22 protein-coding genes and 1 tRNA gene are annotated in these 23,063 nt (G+C 69.5%); 15 read left to right on the top strand and 8 right to left on the bottom strand.

Annotated elements, in window-relative coordinates:
* Nucleotides 1-133: 133 nt before the first annotated feature.
* Nucleotides 134-3,382, top strand: a complete 3,249-nt coding sequence (locus AC1DCG_RS19525; protein ID WP_477041612.1) for an error-prone DNA polymerase — start codon at nucleotides 134-136, stop codon at nucleotides 3,380-3,382.
* A gap of 137 nt (nucleotides 3,383-3,519) precedes the next feature.
* On the opposite strand, the gene AC1DCG_RS19520 is transcribed toward AC1DCG_RS19525, so the two are convergent.
* The 3 genes from AC1DCG_RS19520 to AC1DCG_RS19510 all read right to left on the bottom strand — a co-directional run bounded on the left by AC1DCG_RS19520 (nucleotide 3,520) and on the right by AC1DCG_RS19510 (nucleotide 7,495).
* On the bottom strand, nucleotides 3,520-5,391 hold the full coding sequence (locus tag AC1DCG_RS19520) for a polysaccharide biosynthesis protein (RefSeq protein WP_477037187.1): 1,872 nt from the start codon (nucleotides 5,389-5,391) through the stop codon (nucleotides 3,520-3,522).
* Between the two features lie 61 nt (nucleotides 5,392-5,452).
* Nucleotides 5,453-6,667 (bottom strand): molybdopterin molybdotransferase MoeA, encoded by a 1,215-nt coding sequence (locus AC1DCG_RS19515; RefSeq protein WP_477030897.1) that lies wholly within the window; start codon nucleotides 6,665-6,667, stop codon nucleotides 5,453-5,455.
* Nucleotides 6,668-6,700: 33 nt separating this feature from the next.
* Nucleotides 6,701-7,495: an AraC family transcriptional regulator gene (locus tag AC1DCG_RS19510; RefSeq protein WP_477030896.1), complete on the bottom strand. Its 795-nt coding sequence runs from the start codon at nucleotides 7,493-7,495 to the stop codon at nucleotides 6,701-6,703.
* Nucleotides 7,496-7,586: 91 nt separating this feature from the next.
* On the opposite strand from AC1DCG_RS19510, the gene AC1DCG_RS19505 reads away from it, so the two are divergent.
* Together AC1DCG_RS19505 and AC1DCG_RS19500 are read left to right on the top strand one after the other, a co-directional pair.
* Nucleotides 7,587-8,804 carry an MFS transporter gene (locus tag AC1DCG_RS19505; RefSeq protein WP_477030895.1) on the top strand — a complete coding sequence of 406 codons (1,218 nt, stop codon included), beginning with the start codon at nucleotides 7,587-7,589 and terminating at the stop codon, nucleotides 8,802-8,804.
* 63 nt (nucleotides 8,805-8,867) lie between these two features.
* Nucleotides 8,868-9,266, top strand: coding sequence for a hypothetical protein (locus AC1DCG_RS19500; RefSeq protein ID WP_477030894.1), 399 nt, complete (start codon nucleotides 8,868-8,870; stop codon nucleotides 9,264-9,266).
* A 333-nt stretch (nucleotides 9,267-9,599) separates the two neighbouring features.
* Here the strand turns inward: AC1DCG_RS19500 and AC1DCG_RS19495 are convergent, their stop codons facing one another.
* On the bottom strand, nucleotides 9,600-10,436 hold the full coding sequence (locus AC1DCG_RS19495) for a ferredoxin--NADP reductase (protein ID WP_165262950.1): 837 nt from the start codon (nucleotides 10,434-10,436) through the stop codon (nucleotides 9,600-9,602).
* 377 nt (nucleotides 10,437-10,813) lie between these two features.
* On the opposite strand from AC1DCG_RS19495, the gene AC1DCG_RS19490 reads away from it, so the two are divergent.
* Nucleotides 10,814-11,104: a hypothetical protein gene (locus AC1DCG_RS19490; RefSeq protein WP_240633813.1), complete on the top strand. Its 291-nt coding sequence runs from the start codon at nucleotides 10,814-10,816 to the stop codon at nucleotides 11,102-11,104.
* A gap of 50 nt (nucleotides 11,105-11,154) precedes the next feature.
* Here AC1DCG_RS19490 and AC1DCG_RS19485 read toward each other — a convergent pair whose 3' ends face one another.
* Nucleotides 11,155-11,328 (bottom strand): hypothetical protein, encoded by a 174-nt coding sequence (locus tag AC1DCG_RS19485; RefSeq protein WP_477030893.1) that lies wholly within the window; start codon nucleotides 11,326-11,328, stop codon nucleotides 11,155-11,157.
* Nucleotides 11,329-11,572: 244 nt separating this feature from the next.
* Here AC1DCG_RS19485 and AC1DCG_RS19480 point away from each other — a divergent pair.
* From AC1DCG_RS19480 to AC1DCG_RS19445, 8 genes are all read left to right on the top strand, one after another.
* A tRNA-Trp gene (locus AC1DCG_RS19480) sits at nucleotides 11,573-11,648 on the top strand.
* 63 nt (nucleotides 11,649-11,711) lie between these two features.
* On the top strand, nucleotides 11,712-12,023 hold the full coding sequence (gene secE, locus AC1DCG_RS19475; RefSeq protein ID WP_101719570.1) for a preprotein translocase subunit SecE: 312 nt from the start codon (nucleotides 11,712-11,714) through the stop codon (nucleotides 12,021-12,023).
* 14 nt (nucleotides 12,024-12,037) lie between these two features.
* Nucleotides 12,038-12,595, top strand: coding sequence for a transcription termination/antitermination protein NusG (nusG, locus tag AC1DCG_RS19470; protein ID WP_058346465.1), 558 nt, complete (start codon nucleotides 12,038-12,040; stop codon nucleotides 12,593-12,595).
* A gap of 250 nt (nucleotides 12,596-12,845) precedes the next feature.
* The gene (rplK, locus tag AC1DCG_RS19465; protein WP_058346464.1) at nucleotides 12,846-13,277 is read left to right on the top strand and encodes a 50S ribosomal protein L11; all 432 of its coding nucleotides are present in this window, start codon (nucleotides 12,846-12,848) and stop codon (nucleotides 13,275-13,277) included.
* A gap of 4 nt (nucleotides 13,278-13,281) precedes the next feature.
* Nucleotides 13,282-13,971, top strand: a complete 690-nt coding sequence (rplA, locus tag AC1DCG_RS19460; protein WP_165262954.1) for a 50S ribosomal protein L1 — start codon at nucleotides 13,282-13,284, stop codon at nucleotides 13,969-13,971.
* A gap of 131 nt (nucleotides 13,972-14,102) precedes the next feature.
* Nucleotides 14,103-14,342: a type II toxin-antitoxin system VapB family antitoxin gene (locus AC1DCG_RS19455; RefSeq protein ID WP_477030891.1), complete on the top strand. Its 240-nt coding sequence runs from the start codon at nucleotides 14,103-14,105 to the stop codon at nucleotides 14,340-14,342.
* Entirely contained in the window at nucleotides 14,342-14,737 is a 396-nt protein-coding gene (locus tag AC1DCG_RS19450) for a type II toxin-antitoxin system VapC family toxin (protein WP_477030890.1), read from the top strand. Before AC1DCG_RS19455 ends, AC1DCG_RS19450 begins: the two co-directional genes overlap by 1 nt.
* Entirely contained in the window at nucleotides 14,734-15,972 is a 1,239-nt protein-coding gene (locus AC1DCG_RS19445) for a TIGR03862 family flavoprotein (RefSeq protein ID WP_477030889.1), read from the top strand. Before AC1DCG_RS19450 ends, AC1DCG_RS19445 begins: the two co-directional genes overlap by 4 nt.
* 313 nt (nucleotides 15,973-16,285) lie before the next feature.
* Here the strand turns inward: AC1DCG_RS19445 and AC1DCG_RS19440 are convergent, their stop codons facing one another.
* A complete protein-coding gene (locus AC1DCG_RS19440; RefSeq protein ID WP_477030888.1) occupies nucleotides 16,286-16,663 on the bottom strand; it encodes a VOC family protein in 378 nt (125 codons plus the stop codon).
* 378 nt (nucleotides 16,664-17,041) lie between these two features.
* Here AC1DCG_RS19440 and rplJ point away from each other — a divergent pair, with 378 nt between their 5' ends.
* From rplJ to AC1DCG_RS19425, 3 genes are all read left to right on the top strand, one after another.
* Nucleotides 17,042-17,560 (top strand): 50S ribosomal protein L10, encoded by a 519-nt coding sequence (gene rplJ, locus AC1DCG_RS19435; RefSeq protein ID WP_477030887.1) that lies wholly within the window; start codon nucleotides 17,042-17,044, stop codon nucleotides 17,558-17,560.
* A gap of 46 nt (nucleotides 17,561-17,606) precedes the next feature.
* A complete protein-coding gene (rplL, locus tag AC1DCG_RS19430) occupies nucleotides 17,607-17,987 on the top strand; it encodes a 50S ribosomal protein L7/L12 (RefSeq protein WP_101713309.1) in 381 nt (126 codons plus the stop codon).
* A 322-nt stretch (nucleotides 17,988-18,309) separates the two neighbouring features.
* Complete coding sequence (locus tag AC1DCG_RS19425) at nucleotides 18,310-20,661, top strand: glycoside hydrolase family 31 protein (RefSeq protein ID WP_165262962.1); 2,352 nt, start codon at nucleotides 18,310-18,312, stop codon at nucleotides 20,659-20,661.
* Nucleotides 20,662-20,715: 54 nt separating this feature from the next.
* On the opposite strand, the gene AC1DCG_RS19420 is transcribed toward AC1DCG_RS19425, so the two are convergent.
* Both AC1DCG_RS19420 and AC1DCG_RS19415 read right to left on the bottom strand, forming a co-directional pair.
* The gene (locus AC1DCG_RS19420) at nucleotides 20,716-22,017 is read right to left on the bottom strand and encodes a S41 family peptidase (protein WP_477037184.1); all 1,302 of its coding nucleotides are present in this window, start codon (nucleotides 22,015-22,017) and stop codon (nucleotides 20,716-20,718) included.
* Between the two features lie 8 nt (nucleotides 22,018-22,025).
* On the bottom strand, nucleotides 22,026-23,063 hold a 1,038-nt coding region (locus tag AC1DCG_RS19415), incomplete at its 5' end, for a glycosyltransferase family protein (protein ID WP_477041611.1).

Here is a 23,063-nt window from a genome sequence, read left to right as displayed (position 1 = left end):
TCCTCCCCCTCTGGGGGAGGTGGCCCGGAGGGCCGGAGGGGGGGCGTTTTCAGCTTCCGCGGCGGCCGACGTTCATCAGCAACTCCCCCCTCCGTCCGCTTCGCGGACACCTCCCCCACAGGGAGAGGATCCCATGACCCCCGCCTACGCCGAGCTCCAGACCACCACCAACTTCTCGTTCCTGCACGGGGCCTCGCGCGCCGAGGAGCTGATGCTGACCGCCGAGGCCCTGGGCCTTTCCGCCGTGGGCGTGGTCGACCGCAACAGCCTGGCGGGGGTGGTGCGCGCCTGGACGGCGGCCAAGACGCTCAAGGTGCGGGCCCTGGCCGGCTGTCGCCTCGACTTCGCCGACGGCACGCCCAGCCTGCTGTGCTACCCCTCCGACCGCGAGGCCTTCGCGCGGCTGACCCGGCTTTTGACGCTGGGCCAGCGGCGGGCGGGCAAGGGCGAGTGCATCCTGTCGTGGGATGACTTCGCGGCGCACGCCGAGGGGCAGCTGGTCCTGGTCGTGCCGCCCGAGACGCTGGACGCGGCCTTCGAGGCCGACCTTCACCGCATCGCCGGGGCGCTGAAGGGCCGGGTGTGGTTGGCCGCCAGCCGCGCCTACGCCGCCCGCGACCTCAAGCGCCTGGCCCGCCTGGACGCCCTGGGCCACGGCGCGGGCGCGCCGATGGCAGCCACCAACGACGTGCTCTATCACGGCCCCGAGCGGCGGCCGCTGCAGGACGTGATCACCTGCGTGCGCGAGCATTGCACGATCCAGGAGGCCGGCTTCCGGCTGGAGGCCAACGCCGAGCGCCACATCAAGGCCCCGGCCGAGATGGCGCGTCTCTTCGAGCGCTGGCCGAGGGCCATCGCGCGCACCGTCGAGATCGTCGCGCGCATCGGCTTCGACCTTTCCGACCTGCACGAGGAGTATCCCGACGAGCCCGTGCCGCCGGGCAAGACCTCGATGCAGCACCTGACCGACCTGACCTGGCAGGGGGCGGCCTGGCGCTATCCGGACGGCGTGCCCGAGAAGGTGGCCGCGCAGCTGAAGGAAGAGCTGCGGCTGATCGCCAAGATGGACTACCCCAACTACTTCATCACCGTGCACGACATCGTCGGCTGGGCGCGGGGGCAGGGGATCCTGTGCCAGGGGCGCGGCTCGGCGGCCAATTCCTCGGTCTGCTACTGCCTGGGCGTCACCGCCATCGATCCCACCAGGCACCGCCTGCTGTTCACCCGCTTCATCTCCGAAAACCGCGGCGAGCCGCCCGACATCGACGTCGACTTCGAGCACGAGCGGCGCGAGGAGGTGATGCAGTACGTCTATGAGCGCTATGGCCGGGAATATGCGGCCATCTGCGGCACGGTGATCCATTACCGCCCGCGCAGCGCCATCCGCGACGTCGGCAAGGCCCTGGGCCTGACCGAGGACGTCACCAGCCTGCTGGCCGGCACCGTCTGGGGCAGCTGGGGCGACGGCCTGCCCGAGGAGCACCTGCGCAATGCGGGCCTGGATCCCAAGGCCCCCGAGATCGCCCGCGCCGTGGCCCTGGCCACCGAGCTGATGGGCTTTCCCCGCCACCTGTCGCAGCACGTCGGCGGCTTCGTGCTGACCAAGCGGCGGCTGGACGAGACCGTGCCGATCGGCAACGCCGCCATGAAGGACCGCACCTTCATCGAATGGGACAAGGACGACATCGACAGCCTGGGCTTGATGAAGGTCGACGTGCTGGCGCTGGGCATGCTGACGGCGATCCAGCGGGCCTTCGGCATGCTGCGCGCCGATCACGGCGAGGCCATCGTCGACCTGGCCGACGTGCCGGCCGAGGTGGCGGGCGTCTACGACATGCTGTGCGTGGCCGACAGCATCGGGGTGTTCCAGGTGGAGAGCCGGGCGCAGATGTCGATGCTGCCGCGCCTGAAGCCCCGGCGCTTCTACGACCTGGTCATCGAGGTGGCGATCGTGCGGCCCGGCCCCATCCAGGGCGACATGGTGCATCCCTACCTGAAGCGCCGCAACGGGATCGAGCCTGTGGACTGGCCCAAGCCGGCTCCCGAGCACGGGCCGGAGAACGAACTGCAGGAGATCCTCGGCAACACCTACGGCGTGCCGCTGTTCCAGGAGCAGGCCATGAGTCTGGCCATCGAGGCGGCCAAGTTCACGCCCGACGAGGCCGACGGTCTGCGCAAGGCCATGGCCACCTTCCGCAACCTGGGCACGCCGGCCGAATACCGGGTGAAGTTCGTCGAGGGCATGGTGGCGCGCGGCTATCAGCGTGACTTCGCCGAGCGCTGCTTCAAGCAGATCGAGGGCTTTGGCCATTACGGCTTTCCGGAAAGCCACGCGGCCAGTTTCGCCAAGCTGGTCTATGTCTCGGCCTGGATCAAATGGGCCTGGCCGGACGTGTTCTGCGCGGCCCTGATCAACTCCCAGCCGATGGGCTTCTACCAGCCGTCCCAGCTGGTGCGCGACGCGCGCGAGCACGGGGTGGAGGTGCGGCCGCCCGACGTGATGGCCAGCGACTGGGACTGCACGCTGGAGGCCAGGTCGCCCCTCGCGTCAGGCGGGGAGAGGCGGCGGGATCCCCGCAAGATCTCCTGCGAGGAGACCCGCCCGCGCTGGAAGGCGCTGCGTCTTGGCCTGCGCCAGATCAAGGGCCTGAAGGAGGCCGACGTCAAAGCCCTGGTGAAGGCGCGCGACGAAGGCGCGCGCGCGCCGGCCGAGTTCGCCCAGGGCGGGGTGCCGCAGCGGGCGCTGGAACTGCTGGCCGAGGCCGACGCCTTCGCCTCGACCGGTCTTGCGCGGCGCGACGCCCTGTGGGCGGTGAAGGGGCTGAAGGGCGAGCACAGGGCGCCGGTGCAGGCGCCGCTGCTGGCCGGCCTGCCGCTGTTCGAGGACAGGGTCGCCCTGCCGGCGATGGCCGCGCCCCAGGAGGTGGCCGAGGACTATCGCACCACCAGCCTCTCGCTGAAGGCCCATCCGTGCGGCTTCTACCGGCCGATGCTGGAGAAGATGGGCGCGGTCACCGCCGACCAGCTCCCAAGGTTCAGGAACGGCCAGAAGGTGTCGGTCGGCGGGCTCGTGCTGATCCGCCAGCGGCCGGGCACGGCCAAGGGCGTGGTGTTCGTCACCCTGGAGGACGAGACGGGTGTGGCCAACGCAGTGGTCTGGAAGGACCGCTTCGAGGCCGACCGCAACGTGGTGATGACCGCCTCGTTCCTGGTGGTGCACGGGCGGGTGCAGGCGGCCGAGGGCGTGATCCACATCGTCGCCGAGGGCTTCACCGACCTGTCGGCCCAGCTGTCGAGCCTGCGGGACGAGCCCGACGCGCCCGCGCCGCGCGTGCGCCAGAAGGTGTCGGGGCGGCTGCTGAGGAGCCGGGATTTTCATTGAAAGATCCTCCCCCTCTGGGGGAGGTGGCCCGGAGGGCCGGAGGGGGGACGTTTTCAGCTTTCGAGGCGTCGGAAGTTCATCGCCAACTCCCCCCACCGGCCTTCGGCCGCCTCCCCCATAGGGGGAGGTTCCCGTACTTACGCCCGCGTCGTCTCAGGCGCCGTCGAGCGCAGGCGCTCGACCAGCGCGAACAGCTGGGTGCGCACGCCGAACTCGTCGCCGGCCAGGGCGGCGGTTTCGAGGGCGGCCAGGGTCGCTTCGTCGATGCGCGGGGCGGGGGCGACGGCGGTGGCCTCGATCACGCCGGCCGACTTGGGCGCGGCGGTCTCGTTGACGTCGACCAGTTCCTCGGTGAGCTTCTCGCCGGGGCGCAGGCCGGTGATGCGGATCTCGATGTCCTTGCCGGGAACCAGGCCCTGCAGCTCGATCATCCGGCGGGCGAGATCGATGATCTTCACCGGCTCGCCCATCTCCAGGGTGAGCACGCCGGCCGGCGGGGCGGCGTCGGCGGCCGACTGGGCCACGGCGCGCAGCACCAGCGACACCGCCTCGGGGATGGTCATGAAGTAGCGCTCGACATTGGCGTCGGTCAGGGTGACCGGGCCGCCGCGGGCGATCTGGTGGCGGAACACCGGCACGACCGAGCCGGCCGAGCCCAGCACGTTGCCGAAGCGCACCACGCCGACCCGCATCTTGCCGCCGCCGCCGAACTGGCGGGCGATGGCTTCGGCCACGCGCTTGGTGGCGCCCATGACGCTGGAGGGGGCCACGGCCTTGTCGGTCGAGATCAGGGCGAAGTGCGAGGCGCCGGCCGCCTTGGCCGCGAGGGCGACGTTGCGGGTGCCCAGCACGTTGGTGCGCACGCCCTCGCAGGGGTGGCTCTCGACCATCGGCACGTGCTTGAGGGCGGCGGCGTGGAAGACGATGTCGGGCTGCTCGGCGGCCAGCAGGCGCGAGACGCGGCCCTCGTCGCGCACGTCGCACAGGGCCTCGCGGCGCGGCAGGGCCGGCCAGGCCTCGGCGATCTCGCGGTCGATCAGGAAGAGGTTGGCCTCCGAGGCGTCGACCATCGTCAGGTGGGCCGCGCCGCTGGCGGCGATCTGGCGGCACAGCTCCGAGCCGATGCTGCCGCCGGCTCCGGTGACCAGCACGCGGCGGCCGCTGACCAGGGCCCTGACCGGGGCGGGGTCGAGGCGCACGGGGGCGCGGCTGAGCAGTTCCTCGAGGCTGATCTCGCGCAGGGCGGCGGCGGTGGGGCCCTCGCCCATCTCGACCAGGCCGGGGCGACGCAGCAGGCGCACGCCCTCGCTCTTCAGGCGGCCCAGGCGCTCGGCTCCGAAGGCGCCCAGCGGGGCCTCGGCCAGGAACAGCACGGCGGCCGGCGACAGGCCGCCGTCGCTGAGCTGGCGCATGACCGCGTCGAAGCGGTCGATGGCGCCCAGCACGCAGACGCCGCGGATCTCGTCGCCGGTCTCGCGGGCCTCGGGGGTCAGAAGGCCGACCACGGCGTAGCGCTCGGCCAGGCCGGGGGCGCGCAGAAAGGTCTCGGCCTCGGCCGCCGTGCCGATGATCAGCAGGCGCGGCAGGGCCGGGTGGGCGGGGGCGGGGCGCAGGCGCAGCAGGGCCTCGGCCAGCACGCCCTCGTGCAGCGCGCGGCGGCCGACGCGCAGGGCGGCCAGCAGGCCGACCTGCACGACCAGGGCCGCCAGGATGGTGCGCAGGCCGCCGTCGAGGTCGGGCAGGACCAGGAAGGCCAGCAGCGAGAAGGTCAGGGCCGTCAGCGCCGCCGAGCGGGCGATGCGCAGGTGGTCGGCGGCGGCCACGAACCGCCAGGGCGCGCGCTCCAGCCGGAACAGCAGCTCCACCAGGAAGGCCGACAGGGCGTAGAGGCCGGCGTGGGCCAGCAGGCCGGGCCGGTCGGCGTCGAGGCCCACGGCCAGGACCTGCCCGATCAGCAGAGCCAGGAAGGCCAGGAAAACATGCGCTGCGATCTTGCCGGCGCGACCCATGGACGCTCGAACTCCGTTCAACTTTCGCGGATTAGCACGCTCCTAGCCCGTCGTCGCCGATTCAGGTGCGCGCCAGCGGCAAGGTCACGACCAGGTCGCCGGCCTGGGCGGGCGGCGCGCCGGCGGGGCGCATGACCAGGGCGTCGGCCCGGGAAAAGACGCCGATCAGCGAGGAATCCTGGTCGGGGAAGGGCGCGACCAGCAGCCGGCCTTCGGCGTCGACGGCGCGGGCCGCGCGCATCCAGTGCTCGCGCGGGCCGTTTGCGGGCAGGGGGGACGACAGGCGCGCGACCCCGAACGGCAGGGCCGGATTGGCGCCCGAAAGGGCCGCCAGCAGCGGGCGCAGGAAAAGCTCGGCGCAGACCAGGGCCGAGGCCGGATTGCCCGGCAGGCCCAGCACGCGGCGGCCGTCTTCGAGATGGCCGAACCAGGTGGGCTTGCCCGGGCGCACGGCGATGGTCTGGACGCGAAGGTCAAGGCCCAGCCGGCTCATGGCCGGCTTGACCAGGTCGTAGTCGCCGACCGAGGCGCCGCCGATGGTCACCACCAGGTCGACGGCCGCATCGGCCACGGCGGCGGCGATGGCCTCGACGGAGTCGGCGGCGGGGGCGAGCTTGATCGCCTGTCCGCCCCAGGCCTGGATCAGGGCCGCCAGGCTGAACGAGCCGGACTCGAAGATCTGGTCGGGCAGGGGCGATCCGCCGGGCGGGACCAGTTCGTCGCCGGTGGCCAGGATCGCCACCTTGGGCCGGCGGACGACGGGCAGGTCGGCCAGGCCGGCGGCGGCGGCCAGCGACAATCGCCAGGGATCGATGCGCACGCCCGCTTCCAGCAGGCGGTCGCCAGACCGGAAGTCGCCGCCGGCGGGGCGGATGTTGGCCTTGGGCGCGTCGCCCGCCGTGAAGGTCACGTGGTCGCCGTCGCGGGTCGCCTCTTCCTGGATGACCACGAGGTCGGCGCCGGCCGGAACCGGGGCGCCGGTGAAGATCCGCACGGCCTGCCCCGCCTGCACGGCCTTGGGATAGGCGCGGCCCGCAGCGCTTTCGCCGACGATCGTGAAGGCTTCGACCACCCCGTGGTCGGCTCGCCGGATCGCCCAGCCGTCCATGGCCGAGGCGTCGAAGGGCGGCTGATGGCGGCCTGCGACGATGTCTTCGGCCAGCACGCGGCCGACGGCGTCCTGCAGGGCGACGGCCTCGACGCCCAGGCGCGCGGCGCCGTCCAGCATCCGGCCGCGGGCGTCCTCGACGGTCAGGTTCTTCAGGGCTTGGCTCACGGACCGGAGGTCTCCGTCAGGGGGCGGCGCGGGTCAATCGAAACCTGCGCCGGCCCCGCCCGGCTTGTACCGGTTTGGCGGAATGCCCAGCAGGCGCTTGAACATGGTCGAGAAGGCCGCCGGGCTGTCGTAGCCGAGGTCGAGGGCGATGGTCGTCACCGGCTCGCCGGCCGCCAGGCGGGGCAGGGCGGCCAGCAGGCAGGCCTGTTGCCGCCAGGCGCCGAAGCTCATGCCGGTCTCGCGGCGAAAGGCGCGGGTGAAGGCTCGCCGGCCAAGGCCCAGCTCGGCGCACCAGTCGTCGATGGTCTCGTGCGGGGTCGGGCGTTCGAGAAAGGCGTGGCAGCGGCGGGCCAGGGCCGGCGCGGCGGGGAAGGGCACGGCCAGGGGGATCACCGGCGCGCGGGCCAGTTCGGCCAGCAGCAGGTCCATGACCAGGCCGTCGCGGCCGGTCTCGTCATAGTCGACGGGGATGTCGCAGGCGGCGATCAGCAGATGGCGCACCAGCGGCGAGACGCCGATCACCCGCCCGGCGTCGCCCAGCGCGGCCGAGGCCCGCTCGTCGAGCAGCACGCTGCGGGTGCTGACCGCGCCGACCATGCGAACCGAGTGCGGCACGCCCGCCGGGGTCCAGACGGCGCGTTCGGGCGGGGCGATCCACGCGCCGTACGGGGTGGAGACCACGGCCACCCCGGCGGCGGCGTAGAGCAACTGGCCGCGCCCGTGCTGGTGCCAGTCGAGCTCGAACGAGGGCGGATATTCGTTGCCGGTGGCGACCACCGGACGAGGCGTGGCGTCGTAGTCGGCGGGATGCACCCAGGGCTTGGCCATCTGTCCCACTCGCGAAAGTGAAAGTCCCGATGCGGAATGCGGGACGCTGTTTCAGGTCCTATCGCGGTCGCACCTTCACTGGAAGAGCCCGATGACCGACACCGCGATCCGATCCCCCGCCGCCGACCCGTCCAGCCCGCAGGCGGAGACCACGGTGTTCGGCGTGATCCTGGCGATCAGCGGCTGCCACCTGCTCAACGACATGATGCAGTCGCTGCTGCCGGCCATCTATCCGAACCTGAAGACCGACCTGCACTTGAGCTTCGGCGAGATCGGCCTCGTCACCCTGGCCTATCAGATCACCGCCTCGATCCTGCAGCCGCTGGTGGGGCTGTATGCCGACCGCCGCTCCAATCCGTGGGTGCTGCCGGGCGGGACGCTGTTCTCGCTGGCGGGCCTGGCGGTGCTGTCGGTGGCGCACGTCTATGGCCTGGTTCTGCTGGGCGCGTGCCTGCTGGGCGTCGGCTCGTCGGTGTTCCACCCGGAGTCTTCGCGGGTGGCGCGGATGGCGGCGGGCGGCCGGCCGGGCCTAGCCCAGTCGCTGTTCCAGGTGGGCGGCAACGCCGGTCAGGCGCTGGGGCCGCTGGCGGCGGCGCTGGTCGTCGTGCGCTGGGGCCAGTCGAGCCTGGCCCTGTTCGCGCTGCTGGCCCTGCTGGCCGGGGCGGTGCTGTGGAACGTCGCTGTCTGGGCCCGCCACCACGGCGCGGCGCGCCTGGCGGCCGGCGGCGGCCGCAAGATCGCGATCGACCTGCCCAAGGGCGCGGCCGGCAAGGGCATCGCCATCCTGCTGGTGCTGATCTTCTCGAAGTACGTCTACATGGCCAGCCTGACCAGCTACTTCACCTTCTACCTGATCGAGCGCTTCCACGTTTCGGTCGAGAACGCCCAGATGCATCTCTTCGCCTTCCTGGCGGCGGTGGCGCTGGGCACGATCGCCGGCGGACCGGTGGGCGACCGCTTCGGCCGCAAGGCGGTGATCTGGATCTCGATCCTGGGCGTGCTACCGTTCACCCTGCTGCTGCCCTACGCCAGCCTGTTCTGGACCGGGCCGCTGGTGGTGACCATCGGTCTGCTGCTGGCCTCGGCCTTCCCGGCCATCGTGGTGCTGGCCCAGGAACTGGCGCCGGGCCGGATCGGCATGATCTCGGGCCTGTTCTTCGGGTTCTCGTTCGGCATGGGGGGCCTCGGGGCCGCGGTGCTGGGCGAGCTGGCCGACTGGAAGGGCGTGGAGACGGTCTACAAGCTGTGCGCCGTGCTACCGGCGCTGGGCCTGCTGGCCGCGTTCCTGCCGAACACCCGCAGGCGGTGAGGGCGGGCGCCGCTTCGCGGAAAAGTCGTTGCGAGGCGGCCCGTCCCACGGCACGGTCCAGGCATGGTCGCGCCGTCCCCGATAAGGCCAGCCCCGCTGGGGTTCTACGGCCTGGCCCTCGTCCTGGCGGGGCTGGCCGCGCTGAGCGCCTCGGCGTTCTCGTCGCCGGGCTGCACCGGCCCGCAAAGCCAGCGGCCCTGCGACTACGTCCAGAGCTTCAAGCTCGCCGCGACGCGCCAGGCCGGCGGCTACTCGACGGCCCTGCCGTTCCAGGTGCTGGACCTGGGCTCATCGGTCTATGTGGGGCAGGCGACGCCGGCGGGGGCAGTGGCCCATACGCTAGGCGCGGTCATCGACAAGAAGAGCTGCAGGGTCTGCCGCGTCGACGCCGTCGGCGCCTATCTGGCCGAGGACGGCCTGCGCGTGCTGGCGGTGCATTCGGCCGAGCGGCCTCGTCCCTGAGATCCGCCGCCTGGTGATCCTGTCCAACACCGACACCGGCGCGGTGTCGACGTTCGAGCCGACGCTGCGGGCGGTGACGGGGGCGGCGTAGGATCGACCTTCAGTCAACCTGGCCGCTTCTCACCGAGTTCCCCCGCGAAGGCGGGGGCCCAAGCTGCCTTTTGGGACGCGGGCAGGATCGCCCACAATCCGCGGACGCCGCTTGGGTCCCCGCCTTCGCGGGGAGGGACGGGTTTAGGGGGCGTCTGTCGGGTGAATGTCGCACGCCCTAGCGCGCAGCAAAAAGGCCAGCCTGGCGGCTGGCCTTTTCAATTCGGTGCGATGCTCGCCGGATCAGCCGACGAAGGCGCGCTCGATGACGAAGTCGCCGGGCTCGGCGTTGGAGCCTTCGACCAGGCCGTGGGCCTCCAGCAGGGCGGCGGTGTCCTTGATCATGGCCATCGAGCCGCACAGCATGGCGCGGTCGTGCTCGGGATCGAACTTGCCGCCTTCCAGGCCGAGGTCGGTGAACAGCTTGCCGCTCTCGATCAGGTCGGTGAAGCGGCCCTGGCGCTCGAACGGCTCGCGGGTGACGGTGGGATAGTAGACCAGCTGGGCCTTGGCCTCGTCGCCGACCAGCGGGTCGTCGTGGATCTCGCTGGTGAAGAGGTCGCGATAGGCCAGTTCCTGCACTTCGCGCACGCCGTGGGCGACGATCACCTTCTCGAAGCGGCTGTAGGCGTCGGGGTCGCGGGCGACCGACAGCCACGGGGCCAGGCCCGTGCCGGTGCCGAACAGGAACAGGCGCTTGCCCGGCTTGACCGCGTCCAGCACCAGGGTGCCGGTCGGCTTCTTGCCGAGCAGGACCTGATCGCCGGCCTTGATCTGCTGCAGGCGCGAGGTCAGCGGGCCGTCGGGCACCTTGATCGAGAAGAACTCGAGTTCCTCGGCGAACGAGGGCGAGCCGATCGAATAGGCGCGCAGGATCGGCTTCTTCTCGCCCAGTTCCTCGCGGGCGGGCAGGCCAATCATCACGAACTCGCCCGAGCGGAAGCGGAAGCTGGCCGGGCGGGTGATGGCGAAGCTGAACAGCCGGTCGGTCCAGTGCTTGACCCAGAGAACGGTCTCGAGGTTGTGCGGGGACTCCTTGGCGGGAGCAGGGGCGGCGGCGGTGGCGGTCTCGGCCGTCATGTCTTCGGTTTTCGATCCTGTTCGCGCGCAGCGCACGCAAGAAAAGTCGGGCGTCGCTCCGGCCCTGAAGGCGACACGGGTGTCATGTGAGAAGTTGAGAGCGGATGTCAACTTTTGCTCTCTGAACCCGCTTTGAGAAAAAATTCTACGAGCGGCCCAAAATATCGCCGTTCGCTTTTTCTGACTGTGTCAAAAATGTGATTGCCGACCACCCCAACGGGGCGCAGACTTCCTTTTGCTTCGTTCGCGAAGCCAACGATACGGAGGAACGTATGCGGGTGAGGTTCGTCATGGCCGCCGCGGCGGCCAGTCTGTTAGCGTTAGGCGTAGCGGGTTGTGAAGGCGGCGCCCAATCCAAGTCCGCCAAGGCCCAACAAGTGACCCTGGAAGGCAAGTCGGTGACGGCGAGCGGCTGCGTGCGGCCGGTCGAGAACACCAAGTGCCTCGTCGTGCGCGGCCCCAACGGCGGCTATTACGACGTCTCCAGCGCCAGCCCGGCTCCGGACCCCGCCAAGGGGGTCGGCGTCTCGCTGCGGGGTCGCGACCAGGGCAAGAACACCGAATGCGGCCGTGAGCTCACGGACGTGAAATGGTCGTACCTGAACGTCCAGTGCGCGGCGGCGACGCCGAGCGCCTCGACCGGCGCCGAAGAGAAGAAGGACGGCTAGCGCCGCCTGATCGCTTCGCACGGCTCTAGAGCTCCGGTGAAGGCTGCGCTTCAGCCCTCGCCGGAGCCGGGGTCTGTGCGGGTCTTGGGCGTGTCGACGCTGTCTTCACCGCCGACCGGTTCGGTGGCGGGACGCGGCGGCTTGCCGTCGGTGGAGGGATTCGTCCGTTGATTCTCGTGCTCGACCTCTCGATTGGAGGGGCGCACGCCGGTGTTCGCGGCCATTCCTGATCCTTTCCTGAAGCGTTCGGACGCGTTGCGGACCAAGAAACCTGTGAAAAGGCGCCGTTTGGTCCGCGACTTAGGCAACAACGCGTGTCGAACGCGTCCTGATCCGCTTGCCGGGCGCAAACGACCCTGCTACACGACGCCGCTCTGGCGCTGGGAAGCGTCGGCGGCGCCGCTCGCGGCCCTCCGGCCTCGACCGTCGCCAAGGCTGCGGTCCTCTCTATCGGGACCGGAGTTCTGCAGGAGTGTAGCTCAGCTGGTAGAGCATCGGTCTCCAAAACCGAGGGCCGGGGGTTCGAGTCCCTCCACTCCTGCCACTATATGTCATCGGCCGGTCCGGCGTTCGGCCCGGCCTGTCAGATACGCGAGCCTCTGAAACCATGGCCAGGAAACCGGGATCCAGCCCGTCAGCGATCAAGAACCGCGCCGCCCGTACGGCCGCGGCGCTGGCCCCTGCCGGTCAGGCTCCTTCCGCGGCTGCCGCCGCCCCCAAGAAGCCCTTCAACCCGGTGCAGTTCTTCCGCGAAGTCCGCGCCGAGGCCCGCAAGATCACCTGGACCACCCGCAAGGAGACCTGGATCACCTCGGTGATGGTCTTCATCATGGTGATCGTCGCCTCGGTGTTCTTCTTCGGCGTCGACTGGATTCTGGGTACGCTGGCCAATCTGCTGCTGAAGTTCGCGGCCGGATAAGACATATAAAGACCATGAGCACCGAAACCGCGACCAACCCGAACCACAAGTGGTACATCGTCCACGCCTACTCGAACTTCGAGAAGAAGGTGGCCGAGAGCATCCGTGAGCAAGCCAAGGCCCAGGGCCTAGAAGACAGCTTCTCCGAGATCCTGGTGCCTACTGAGGACGTCGTCGAGATCCGCCGCGGCCGCAAGGTCAACGCCGAGCGCAAGTTCTTCCCGGGCTACGTCCTGGTGAAGATGAACCTCTCGGACGAGGCCTACCACCTGATCAAGAACACCCCGAAGGTGACGGGCTTCCTGGGTAGCGGCTCCAAGCCGACCCCGGTCTCCGAAAAGGAAGTCCAGCGCATCGTCGGCGCGATCGAAGAGGGCGTCGAGAAGCCCAAGACCGTCGTGCTGTACGAAGTCGGCGAGAACGTCCGCGTCATCGACGGCCCGTTCGCCAGCTTCAACGGCTCGGTCGAGCAGGTCGACGAGGAAAAGGCCCGCCTGCGGGTCACCGTCTCGATCTTCGGCCGCGCGACCCCGGTCGAGCTGGAATACAGCCAGGTCGAAAAGATCGCCTAAGCGGCCTTTCCGCACCGAAGCTTTCGAAAACCCCGCGCCGGCGACGACGCGGGGTTTTTGCTTGTTTGCGGGCCGGGCGGGCGAGGGGGTCTTTGACTCCCCGCCGCTCTCCTGCTAAACGCCGCGACCTCGCTTCGGGACCTGGTTCCGAGGCGTGTTCGCCGTTTTGGCGAACCCAAATCCGTGGAAGGGCCGCCAAGCCCGCACCACGGCTCACCAGCGAGGGCTCCGGCCCTCACGAGAGGACACTATGGCTAAGAAGATCCTGGGCTACATCAAGCTCCAGGTGAAGGCTGGCTCGGCCACGCCTTCGCCCCCCATCGGCCCGGCTCTGGGTCAGCGCGGCGTCAACATCATGGGCTTCTGTAAGGAGTTCAACGCGCGCACCGAGAACGTCGAAAAGGGCACCCCCCTGCCGACCGTGATCACTGTCTACCAAGACAAGTCGTTCACCTTCATCACCAAGACGCCCCCGGCGACCCACTACCTGAAGCAGATCACCGGCCTGAAGTCGGGTGCGAAGCTGACCGGTCGTGAGACCGTCGGCGAAGTGACGCGCACGCAGCTGCGCGAAATCGCCGAAAAGAAGATGAAGGACCTGAACGCCAACGACATCGAGGCCGCGGCCAAGATCATCGAAGGCTCCGCCAAGGCCATGGGCCTGAAGATCGTGGAGGCCTAATCCAATGGCTACGCAACCCAAGCGCATCAAGGCCTGGACCGGCGACCGTGACGCCACCCACGCCGTCGCCGACGCCATCGCTCTGGTCAAGGCCAACGCCAAGGCCAAGTTCGACGAGACCATCGAGATCTCGGTGAACCTGGGCGTCGACCCGCGTCACGCCGACCAGCAGGTCCGTGGCGTCGTTCAACTGCCGTCGGGCACGGGCCGTGACGTTCGCGTCGCCGTCTTCGCCAAGGACGCCAAGGCCGCCGAAGCCACCGCCGCCGGCGCCGAAGTGGTCGGCGCCGAGGACCTGGTCGAAAAGATCCAGAACGGCTTCATGGACTTCGACCGCGTCATCGCCACCCCGGACATGATGGCCCTGGTCGGTCGTCTCGGTAAGGTGCTGGGCCCGCGCGGCCTGATGCCGAACCCGAAGGTCGGCACCGTGACCCCGAACGTCGGCCAAGCCGTGAAGGACGCCAAGGGCGGCGCCGTCGAGTTCCGCGTCGAGAAGGCTGGTATCGTCCACGCCGGCATCGGCAAGGCCTCGTTCACCGACGAAGCCCTGCTGATCAACGTCAAGGCCCTGATCGACGCCCTGAACAAGTCCAAGCCCTCGGGCGCCAAGGGCGTGTTCGTCAAGCGCGTCGGCCTGTCCTCGACCATGGGTCCGGGCTTCAAGGTCGACATCGCCTCGATCACCGCCTAATCGGCTGATCTGAAGCGAATTGACTTCTAAGAGACGGGCGCTGGAGCGATCCAGCGCCCGTCTTGCGTTTGGGGACCGGTTTGGCGGTCTGGCTAGCCGATGTTATCTTTCGTCTAGACGGAGAAGACGCCATGGCCTTCCACATCCGCGATCCCGAAACCGACGCCCTGGTTCGCCAGCTGGCCGAGAAAACCCGGCTGGGGATCACCGAGGCCGTGAAGCTGGCGGCCGCCGAAGCGTTGGCCGCGCGCGAGAAGGAACGGGCGGAAAAGCTGGCCAGGATGCGGGCGATCAGCGACAGGATCGCGGCGTTGCCCAGTACGGGCCTCAAGGCGGACAAAGCGTTCTTTGACGAGCTGTCTGGCGATTGATGTTCGTCGATGCCTCCGCGTTCTGCGCGATCCTTCTTGGCGAACCTGAGAAGCAGGCGTTCGAACAGCGTCTGACCGCCGCGTCCGGCGCTGTCACCTCCGCCGTCGCAATTTGGGAAACCGTCCGCAGCCTCGTTCGCGCCAAGGGCATGGATGTCGCCGAGGCTGAGCTAGAAGTGCTGTCCTATGTCGGCGCCGCCGAAATCTCGGTCGTGGAGATAGGTTCACGTGAGGGGAGCTTGGCGCTCGACGCGTTCGCTCGCTTCGGAAAGGGCGTTCATCCCGCCAGGCTGAACATGGGTGACTGCTTCGCCTATGCCTGCGCCAGGACCAACGGCGTGCCGCTGCTCTACAAGGGCGGCGATTTTGCTCTGACGGATATCGAGGCCGCGTGACTTCCGACGCTTCCCAAGTCATCGACGCCAAAGCCGTCGACGTCGCCGTGGTCGGCGGCGGGCCCGCGGGGCTGATCGCGGCCCAGCGCCTGGCCGAGAGCGGGCGCTCGGTCGTCGTGTTCGAAAAGATGCCGACCTTCGGGCGCAAGTTTCTGATGGCCGGGCGGGGCGGGCTGAACCTCACGCACTCGGAGGACTTCGAGCGTTTCGTGGGGCGCTACGGCGATCGCGCCGGCCTTCTGCGACCGATGCTGGAGGCGTTCACCCCCGCCGATCTCGTGGCCTGGGCCAAGGCCCTGGGACAGGAGACCTTTATTGGCGCTAGCGGGCGGGTGTTTCCCAAGGTCATGAAGGCCTCGCCGCTGCTGCGCGCCTGGCTGGCGCGGCTGGAGGCGCTGGGTGTGAGCTTGCGCACGCGCTCGGCCTTTGCGGGCTGGGACGAGGCCGGCGCGCTGCTGATCGACGGCCCGGGCGGCCGCGAGACCTGGCGGCCGCGCGCGACGATCCTGGCCATGGGCGGCGCCAGCTGGCCCAAGCTCGGCTCCGACGCGGCCTGGACGGGCCTGCTGGAAGGGCAGGGCGTGGGCGTCGCGCCGTTCCAGGCGGCCAACTGCGGCTTCGAGGCGTCCTGGAGCGAGATCTTCCGCGACCGCTTCGCCGGCGAGCCGCTGAAGAACGTCCGCCTGGCCTGCGACGGCCGCCAGGCCCGCGGCGACGCCATGGTCGCCGGCTACGGGCTCGAAGGCGGGGCGGTCTACGCCCTGGGGGCGGCGCCGCGCGCGGCGATCGCCCGCGACGGCGCGGCCGTGCTGACCATCGACCTGCGGCCCGACCTCCCGGCCGAGACCCTGGAGCGGCGCCTGTCGGGCGCGCGCGGCGGCCAGTCGCTGGCCAACCACCTGCGCAAGGCGCTGAAGCTGTCGCCGGTCGAGGTGAACCTGCTGCGCGAGGCCCATGGCCTGGACCTGCCGAGCCAGCCGGCGGCGCTGGCCGCCGCCATCAAGGCCGCGCCGATCCGGCTGACCGCCGCCCGTCCGCTGGATCGGGCGATCTCGGCGGCCGGCGGGGTGGTCTTCGACAGTCTGGACGGCCTGGCGCTGAAAGCGCGGCCCGACGTCTTCCTGGCCGGCGAGATGCTGGACTGGGAGGCGCCCACCGGCGGCTACCTGCTGCAGGCCTGTTTCGCCACGGGTGTTGCGGCGGCGAAGGCGGCGGGGGAGAGGCTGGGAGACTAGAGCCTGGACTCAATTGGCGTGCAAAGAAACGTGTCTTCCCGGCCGGAGGAGCGCGTCAGCGATCCGTAGAGCCGGGATCTCCCACGTTGGCAGGTTCTGAACTGTGGGAGATCCCGGCGCTCCGCTGCGCTGCGGCCGGGATGACAACTGCAATAAGCTATTGAAACAGATAACCCATTGCCCTCGGCCAATTGAGTACCGACCCTAGGGCGTATCGACATTCACCCGAGCGGCGCCCTCGGAACCCCGTTCTTCCCCGCCTTCGCGTGAGAGCCCGTTGGAAAACGCCGATCCGACCTGCGCTTAGGCCGCCTCAAAAACTCCCCACGTGATGGATGTTGCCGTCCGGGTCCTTGAACCAGACGAGCCGCATCCCGCCCGCCTGATGCACGCCGTCCTCCACCTCGATCCCCGGCATGTCGTATGTCTCGAAGGTCACGCCCTTGTCCCGCAGGGCGGCGACGACGGCGTCGAAGCGCCCGCCGACGGGCCAGGTGACGGCTGTGCCCTGGTTGGTTCCTGCGAACTCGGACTCGTAGACGGTCAGGCTCACGCCGCCGGCGCGATAGGCCTGGACGCCCATCTCGGAATCGCCCTCGGGCGGAAGGCCCAGAACGTCCTCGTAGAAGCGCCTGGCCCGGGCCAGGTCCTTGACGGGCAGGGTGGGGGAGGCGTCGAACTGGCCAAGCATGGCAAGGCTCCTTCTGCGGTTTCACCGCCTTGAAGACGTTCGAGTGCGCTGTGTTCCGACACGTAGGTTGCGTTCCTTCGGCAAATCCTCTATACGGCCCGCCTCTCCGCTGGACTCCGGTTTGGCGGCGAACCTGTTTGAGAACTACGGGGCGTGGGGTCACCAACGCCATAATCGAGGAAGGGCCCTTCCTCGCCGTCGGGAGACAGGGATAGAGACGCCAAGACCTCCTATCTCGCGGCTTAAGCCCGAGTCAGGTGCGCGGCCGACTTTCCTTGGAACAGGCTGATGCAACTCGCGCGCGGGAGCAATTCCGCATGGGACGAGCATCTGGCTGCCGGAATGGTCCGGCCGCCTGCAACTGAGTAGGAGACCGCAATGGACCGCGCTCAAAAGCAGGAATCGATCGAGTCGCTGAAAAGCGTCTTCGCCGATGCCGGCGCTGTCGTCGTGACCCACTACATGGGTCTGACCGTTGCGGAAATGACCGACCTTCGTCTTCGCCTCCGCAAGGAAGGCGCCGCGATCAAGGTTGTGAAGAACACCCTGGCCCTCAAGGCTCTGGACGGCAAGCTTGGTGACACGGGTTCCGCCCTGTTCACCGGCCCGGTCGCCATCGCCTTCGGCCCGGACGCCGTCTCGGCCGCGAAGATCGCGGTGCAGTTCGCCAAAGAAAACGACAAGCTCAAGATTGTCGGTGGCGTTCTGGACCAGACCAACGTGCTCGACGAAGCCGGCGTGCGCGCTCTGGCGACCCTGCCGTCGCTGGACGAACTGCGTGGCAAGCTCATCGGCCTCATCCAGGCTCCGGCGACCAAGATCGCTGGCGTCCTGCAGGCCCCGGCTGGCCAGCTGGCTCGCGTCTTCAACGCCTACGCGACCAAAGACGCCGCGTAACGGTCATCCCCGCAAATCTATCCCAATCTCTCTAAGGAACTGACACATGTCGAAGCTCGAAAAGCTGGTCGAAGAACTGTCCACCCTGTCGGTGCTGGAAGCCGCTGAACTCTCGAAGCTGCTGGAAGAAAAGTGGGGCGTCTCGGCCGCCGCTCCGGTCGCCGTGGCCGCCGTCGGTGGCGCCGCTGCTCCGGCTGAAGCCGCTGAAGAGCAAACCGAGTTCACCGTTGTCCTGGTCGACGGCGGCGACAAGAAGATCAACGTGATCAAGGAAGTCCGCGGCGTCCGTCCGGACCTCGGCCTGAAGGAAGCCAAGGACCTGGTCGAAGGCGCTCCGCAGAACGTCGTCGAAAACGTTTCGAAGCAGCAGGCCGACGAAGTCGCCAAGAAGCTGACCGAAGCCGGCGCCAAGGTCCAAGTGAAGTAATCCGGTTCCGCGTCGCCTGACGCGGATCTGGTCTTCATGACCTTACGAGACGGGCCCGGAGGGAAACCTCCGGGCCCGTTTTCTTTGGAACCTCCCCCAGTGGGGGAGGCGGCCGAAGGCCGGTGGGGGGAAGTTTTCAGCTTCCGGGGCGTCGGCCAATCTCGAAGTTACGCCCCCCACCGATCGCTGCGCGATCGCCTCCCCCAGAGGGGGAGGGTTCTCCCATTCATCCCATAAATCGCACCTTCTGCGTTGACGGCGCTGTCAGCCGCCACTACGCCAGCATCAGGAAATGATAGCGGTAACTTAGTGGAGGAATCGCATGGCTTGGCTGGGTAGCGGCGCGCGGGCGCGCGTCCTGGGACTGGTTTCGGGCCTGGCGCTCAGCGCCGGGGCGGGCATGGCGCTCGCCGCGCCGCAGACGACGGTCGACCGCAACGGCGCCTATGTGTCGGTCGAGACCTACGCTCCCAACGTGATCCGCGTGACCATCAGCCAGGACAAGGACCTGGCCAAGGCCGCCCCGGGCTACGGCGTCAACGGCGTGGCCACCGACAAGGGCTGGCGCCACGACCAGAAGGCCGGCGCCGACATCTTCACCTCGGCCGAGCTGTCGCTGGAAGTCGTCGCCCAGCCCTGGCCGGGCGCGCCCAGCCTGCAGGAGCGCTATTTCGCGCCGGCCCTGCCGCCGGTGTCGATCAAGGTGCGCAAGCCCGACGGCACGTCGCTGGTCGACATGAACGGCTGGGAGATGTCGCCCCACGTCGTCAGCGGCGAGAAGACCTATCGCGCCGGCGCCAGCTTCTCGACGACCGCCGACGAGCACTTCTATGGCCTCGGCCAAAACCAGGAGTCGGAAGGCGCGCTCGACCTGCGCGGCCGCACCATCGACTGCAAGCACGACTATGACGCGCCGCACGGCGAAAGCGTCTGCGTGCCGTTCCTGGTGACTTCCAAGGGCTACGGGATCCTGTGGGACAACCCGTCGGCCACCAAGATCTATCCGGGCGTCAACGGCCGCACCCTGTGGCAGAGCAATGTCGGCGAGCGCGTGTCGTTCTTCGTCATCACCGGCAAGACCACCGACGAGATCTATGCCGGCTACCGCGCCCTGACCGGCGTGACGCCGCTGCCGCCCAAGGCCGCCTTCGGCTACATCCAGTCCAAGGCCCGTTACGAGAGCCAGGCCGAGTTCATGGCCGTGGCTGACGGTTACCAGAAGCGCCAGCTGCCGCTCGACATCATGGTGCTGGACTGGTTCCACTGGACGCGCATGGGCCAGATCGACATCGATCCGGCGCAGTTCCCTGATCCGGCCGGCATGAACAAGACGCTGCACGACCGCGGCGTCCACACCATCATCAGCGTGTGGCCCCGCTTCGAGCAGGAAGGCCGCTACTTCAACTACCTGGCCGAGAAGGGCTGGTTTCTGAAGGACGAGAACGGCAATCCGGTCGACGGCCTGCCTTTCCGCAGCGACCGCACCGGCGCGCTGATCGACAGCACCAACCCCGAGGCCCGCGACTGGTTCTGGGGCAAGATCCGCGACAACATCATCTCGCAGGGCTTCGACTGGCTGTGGCTGGACGAGACCGAGCCGGACCTGGTGCCGTCGGGCTTCTTCTTCAAGGCCGGTTCGGGCGACCGTATCCGCAACGCCTTCCCGCTGATGCACGCCCAGCTGGCGGCCGACGGCTCGCGTCGCGATCGTCCCGACAAGCGCAACCTGATCCTGGCCCGCGCCGCCTACACCGGCGCCCAGCGCAACGGCTCGCTGTTCTGGTCGTCCGACATCCAGCCGACCTGGGAGGCCCTGCGCCGCCAGGTGCCGTCGGGCCTGAACTTCACCGCTTCGGGCCTCGCGTACTGGGGTAACGACATCGGCGGCTGGCAGTGGCTGCCGCAGACCACGACGGCGACCAAGGCGCCGCTGCTGGATCCGTCGGACGCCCGCGACGTGGTCGGCCAGAACAACGACTATCCCGAGCTCTTCACCCGCTGGTTCCAGTACGGCGTGTTCACCCCGACCCTGCGGGTGCACGGCATGCGCAAGGGCAACGAGCTGTGGTCGTTCGGCAAGGAAGCCGAGGGCGTGCTCTCCAAGTACCTCAAGCTCCGCTACGAGCTGATGCCGTACCTCTATTCCATGGGCAAGACGACCTACGACACCGGCGCGCCCTTCATGCGCGGCCTGTTCATGGACTTCCCGAACGATCCGAAGGTGGCCGACATCGGCGACCAGTACATGTTCGGCCCGGCCTTCCTGGTGGCTCCGGTCACCCAGCAGGGCCAGACCGAGCGCGACGTCTACCTGCCGGCCGGCGCCGACTGGTACGACTACTGGACCAACCAGAAGTTCACGGGCGGCCAGACGATCCGGGTGAAGGCGCCGATCGACGTCATCCCGCTGTTCGTCCGCGCCGGGTCGATCGTGCCGATGGGCGCGCCGATCTCCAACACCAGCCAGGTCCAGGCGATCAGCGCGGTGAAGGTCTATCCGGGCCGCGACGCCGAGTTCTCGCTTTATGACGACGACGGCGTCACCAACGCCTACGAGAAGGGCGTCGGCAAGACGGCCAAGCTGCGCTGGGACGACAAGGCCGGCAAGCTGACGGCCACGGGCGACAAGGGCCTCGCCGCCCAGGCCCAGGCCGCCGTGCAGGTGGTGAAGTAAGAAGACGAAGAGGGGAGGGCGGAAACGTCCTCCCCTTTTTTCTGGCGGCGGCGACTAGCGCTCCACGATCGCCAGGGCGCGGTCCAGCTGGTAGTCGCCGGCCTCGGTGTCGTAGCCGGCCGGCGGCAGCTCGGGCGGTCCGGCGGAGCGGGGCGGCGTGACCGGGCCCGTCGTGGGGGCGTCGAGCGCGCCCTTGATGTTGGTCTCGCGCGGCTGGGGCGCCAGGTCTCGCGCGTCGGCGGCGACCACGACATCCGGCGTGATCCCGCTCTTCTGCAGAGGACGCCCCGAAGGCAGGTACCAGGCGCCGGTCGTCAGGCGCAGGGCGCCGTCGCGGGCGCCATTCAGTGGAATGACCGTCTGGATCAGGCCGTTGCCGTAGGTGGGCATGCCGACGACCCTCGCCCGGCCGCGTTCCTGCAGCACGCCCGCCACGATCTCGGCCCCCGCCACCGTGCGGGCGTTCACCAACAAGACCACGGGTTGGCCCGAGAGCAGCTCGTCACGATCGGCCTTTCGGCGCGTCACGTCGCTGGCCTCGCGTCCGCGCTGGGTCAGCATCGGGCCGCCGGTCAGGAAAAGGTCGGCGATGCGCAGCGCCTGTTCCAGAAGGCCTCCCGGGCAGTCGCGAAGATCCAGGACCAGTCCCTTCAGGCTCGGCGTCTGGGCCTGCATGGTCTTCACCGCTTCGGCGAGCCGCCCCACGGTTCCCTCATCCAGGCTGTCGATCCGGACGTATCCCACGTTTCCGATCCGCCGAGCCGAGATCTCGGCGCCGGCCTGCTTGGCGGCGCGTTCGGCGACCAGATCGAGCGTCTTGCCATCGCGCCTCACCGTCAGGCGCACCGACGTTCCCGCCGGGCCCCGCATCCGATGTCGCAGCGCGTCCTCTGATTGGCCGGCGGTCGGCTCTCCGTCGATCGCGACCAGGATGTCGCCGGCGCGCACGCCCGCGGCCCGGCCGCCGCCGGCCGACCTGCCGACAAGCGGTTCAGGCCCCGAAGTCGCCGCCAGGGGCAACAGCAGCACGCCCGGGTCGACGGTCGAGGCAGAGGCCTGAAGGCGACGGATCTCGGCGACCGAGAGGTAGCTGGACTGCGGGTCGAGCCTGCCGAGCAGAGACTCGTCCGCAGCGCCGTCGACCGCGATCGGAAGCAGATAGTTGTCCTTCACCAGCTGGGCGATCTGGGCCAGGGCGGCGGGGCTGGGCGCCTCGTCTGGCTGCGCCCGCGGCGCCGTCGGCAGCAGGGCCAGGGCGCCGGCCACGACCAGCGCCGCCTGCACGCCTCGCCGGGGCGCGATCGCCGCGCTGCGGGTTGTGCCGGGACTGGAAGCTGTCGCCAGGGTTTTGCTCATGACTCCTCTTAGCGGAGGTCTGGAGCTTGGCCTATGGCCTCCTCGAGCGCTCGCCCCAGGGCTTCCAGCCTGGGCTCCCAGTCGTCCGGCCCTTCCGGCGCGAAGGCCCGGACACGCGCGTACCAGGGCCATCCGCCGGTTCCCAGCATCGGCCAGGGCGGATTGCCGGCGAGGATCCAGGTTTCGACGCCGCACGCGGCGGCGAGGTTGCTGGTGGCGGTCATCGGGCCGACCATCAGGTCGAGGGCGCAGGCCAGGGCGGCGACGCCCTCGAGATCCTGCATCAGGTCCAGACCGGGCGGCGTAAGGATGTCGAGGCCTTGCGCCTTGGCCTGGGCCAGTTCGGCCTCGGGCTGGCCGTACTGCAGATTGACGAACACCGCGCCACGCGCGCGCAGCACCGGGGCCCAGGCCTCGAACGGGGCGAAGCGGCGGGCTCGCAGGCCCCCCATCAGCCGGCTGCGCCACATGACGCCGACCTTGCGGCCGGGAGGCAGGGTCGCCAGCCAGTCACGCCAATGGCCCAGGCGCTCGGGATCGGGCGACAGGAAGGCCCGGGGGGAAAAGCGCTCGGCGCTGGGTCGCAGCACGGGCAGCAGCGCGCCCATGGGCGCCCAGGCCGCGTGCCGCTCGCCGGCTTCGGGCGCGCTGCGGATCGTGCGCCCGGCCAGGGTCGTGCTGGCGTGAGCGACCACGCGTGCGGCGGGAAAGCCTCGGGCGAACAGCGAGACCAGGCGCGGCTCGACGGCCAGGGTCAGGCGCCCTGAAGGTCCCAGGGCGGCCAGCAGGTCGGGGATCATCGACCCGAACATCACCTCGTCGCCCAGGCCCTGCTCGCCGACCAGCAGCAGGTGCAGGCCGCGCAGCGGCTGGGCGGGGGTCCAGCGCGCGCCGGGAATGTCGAAGGCCAGGGCCTCGCGGCGTTCGGGCGCCAGGCGGGCGGCGTAGTCGTCCCAGCCGCCAAGGTCGCCCAGGCACAGGCGGGCCGTGGCCCGGGCCAGGCGCACGGCGGCGGCCTGGGGCGGGGTGGGCCCGGCGGCCAGGGC

This window comes from Caulobacter sp. 10L414 (assembly GCF_056395525.1).
Note: the sequence above shows the minus strand (reverse complement) of the source record. Positions and strands in the feature narration are given on the sequence as shown.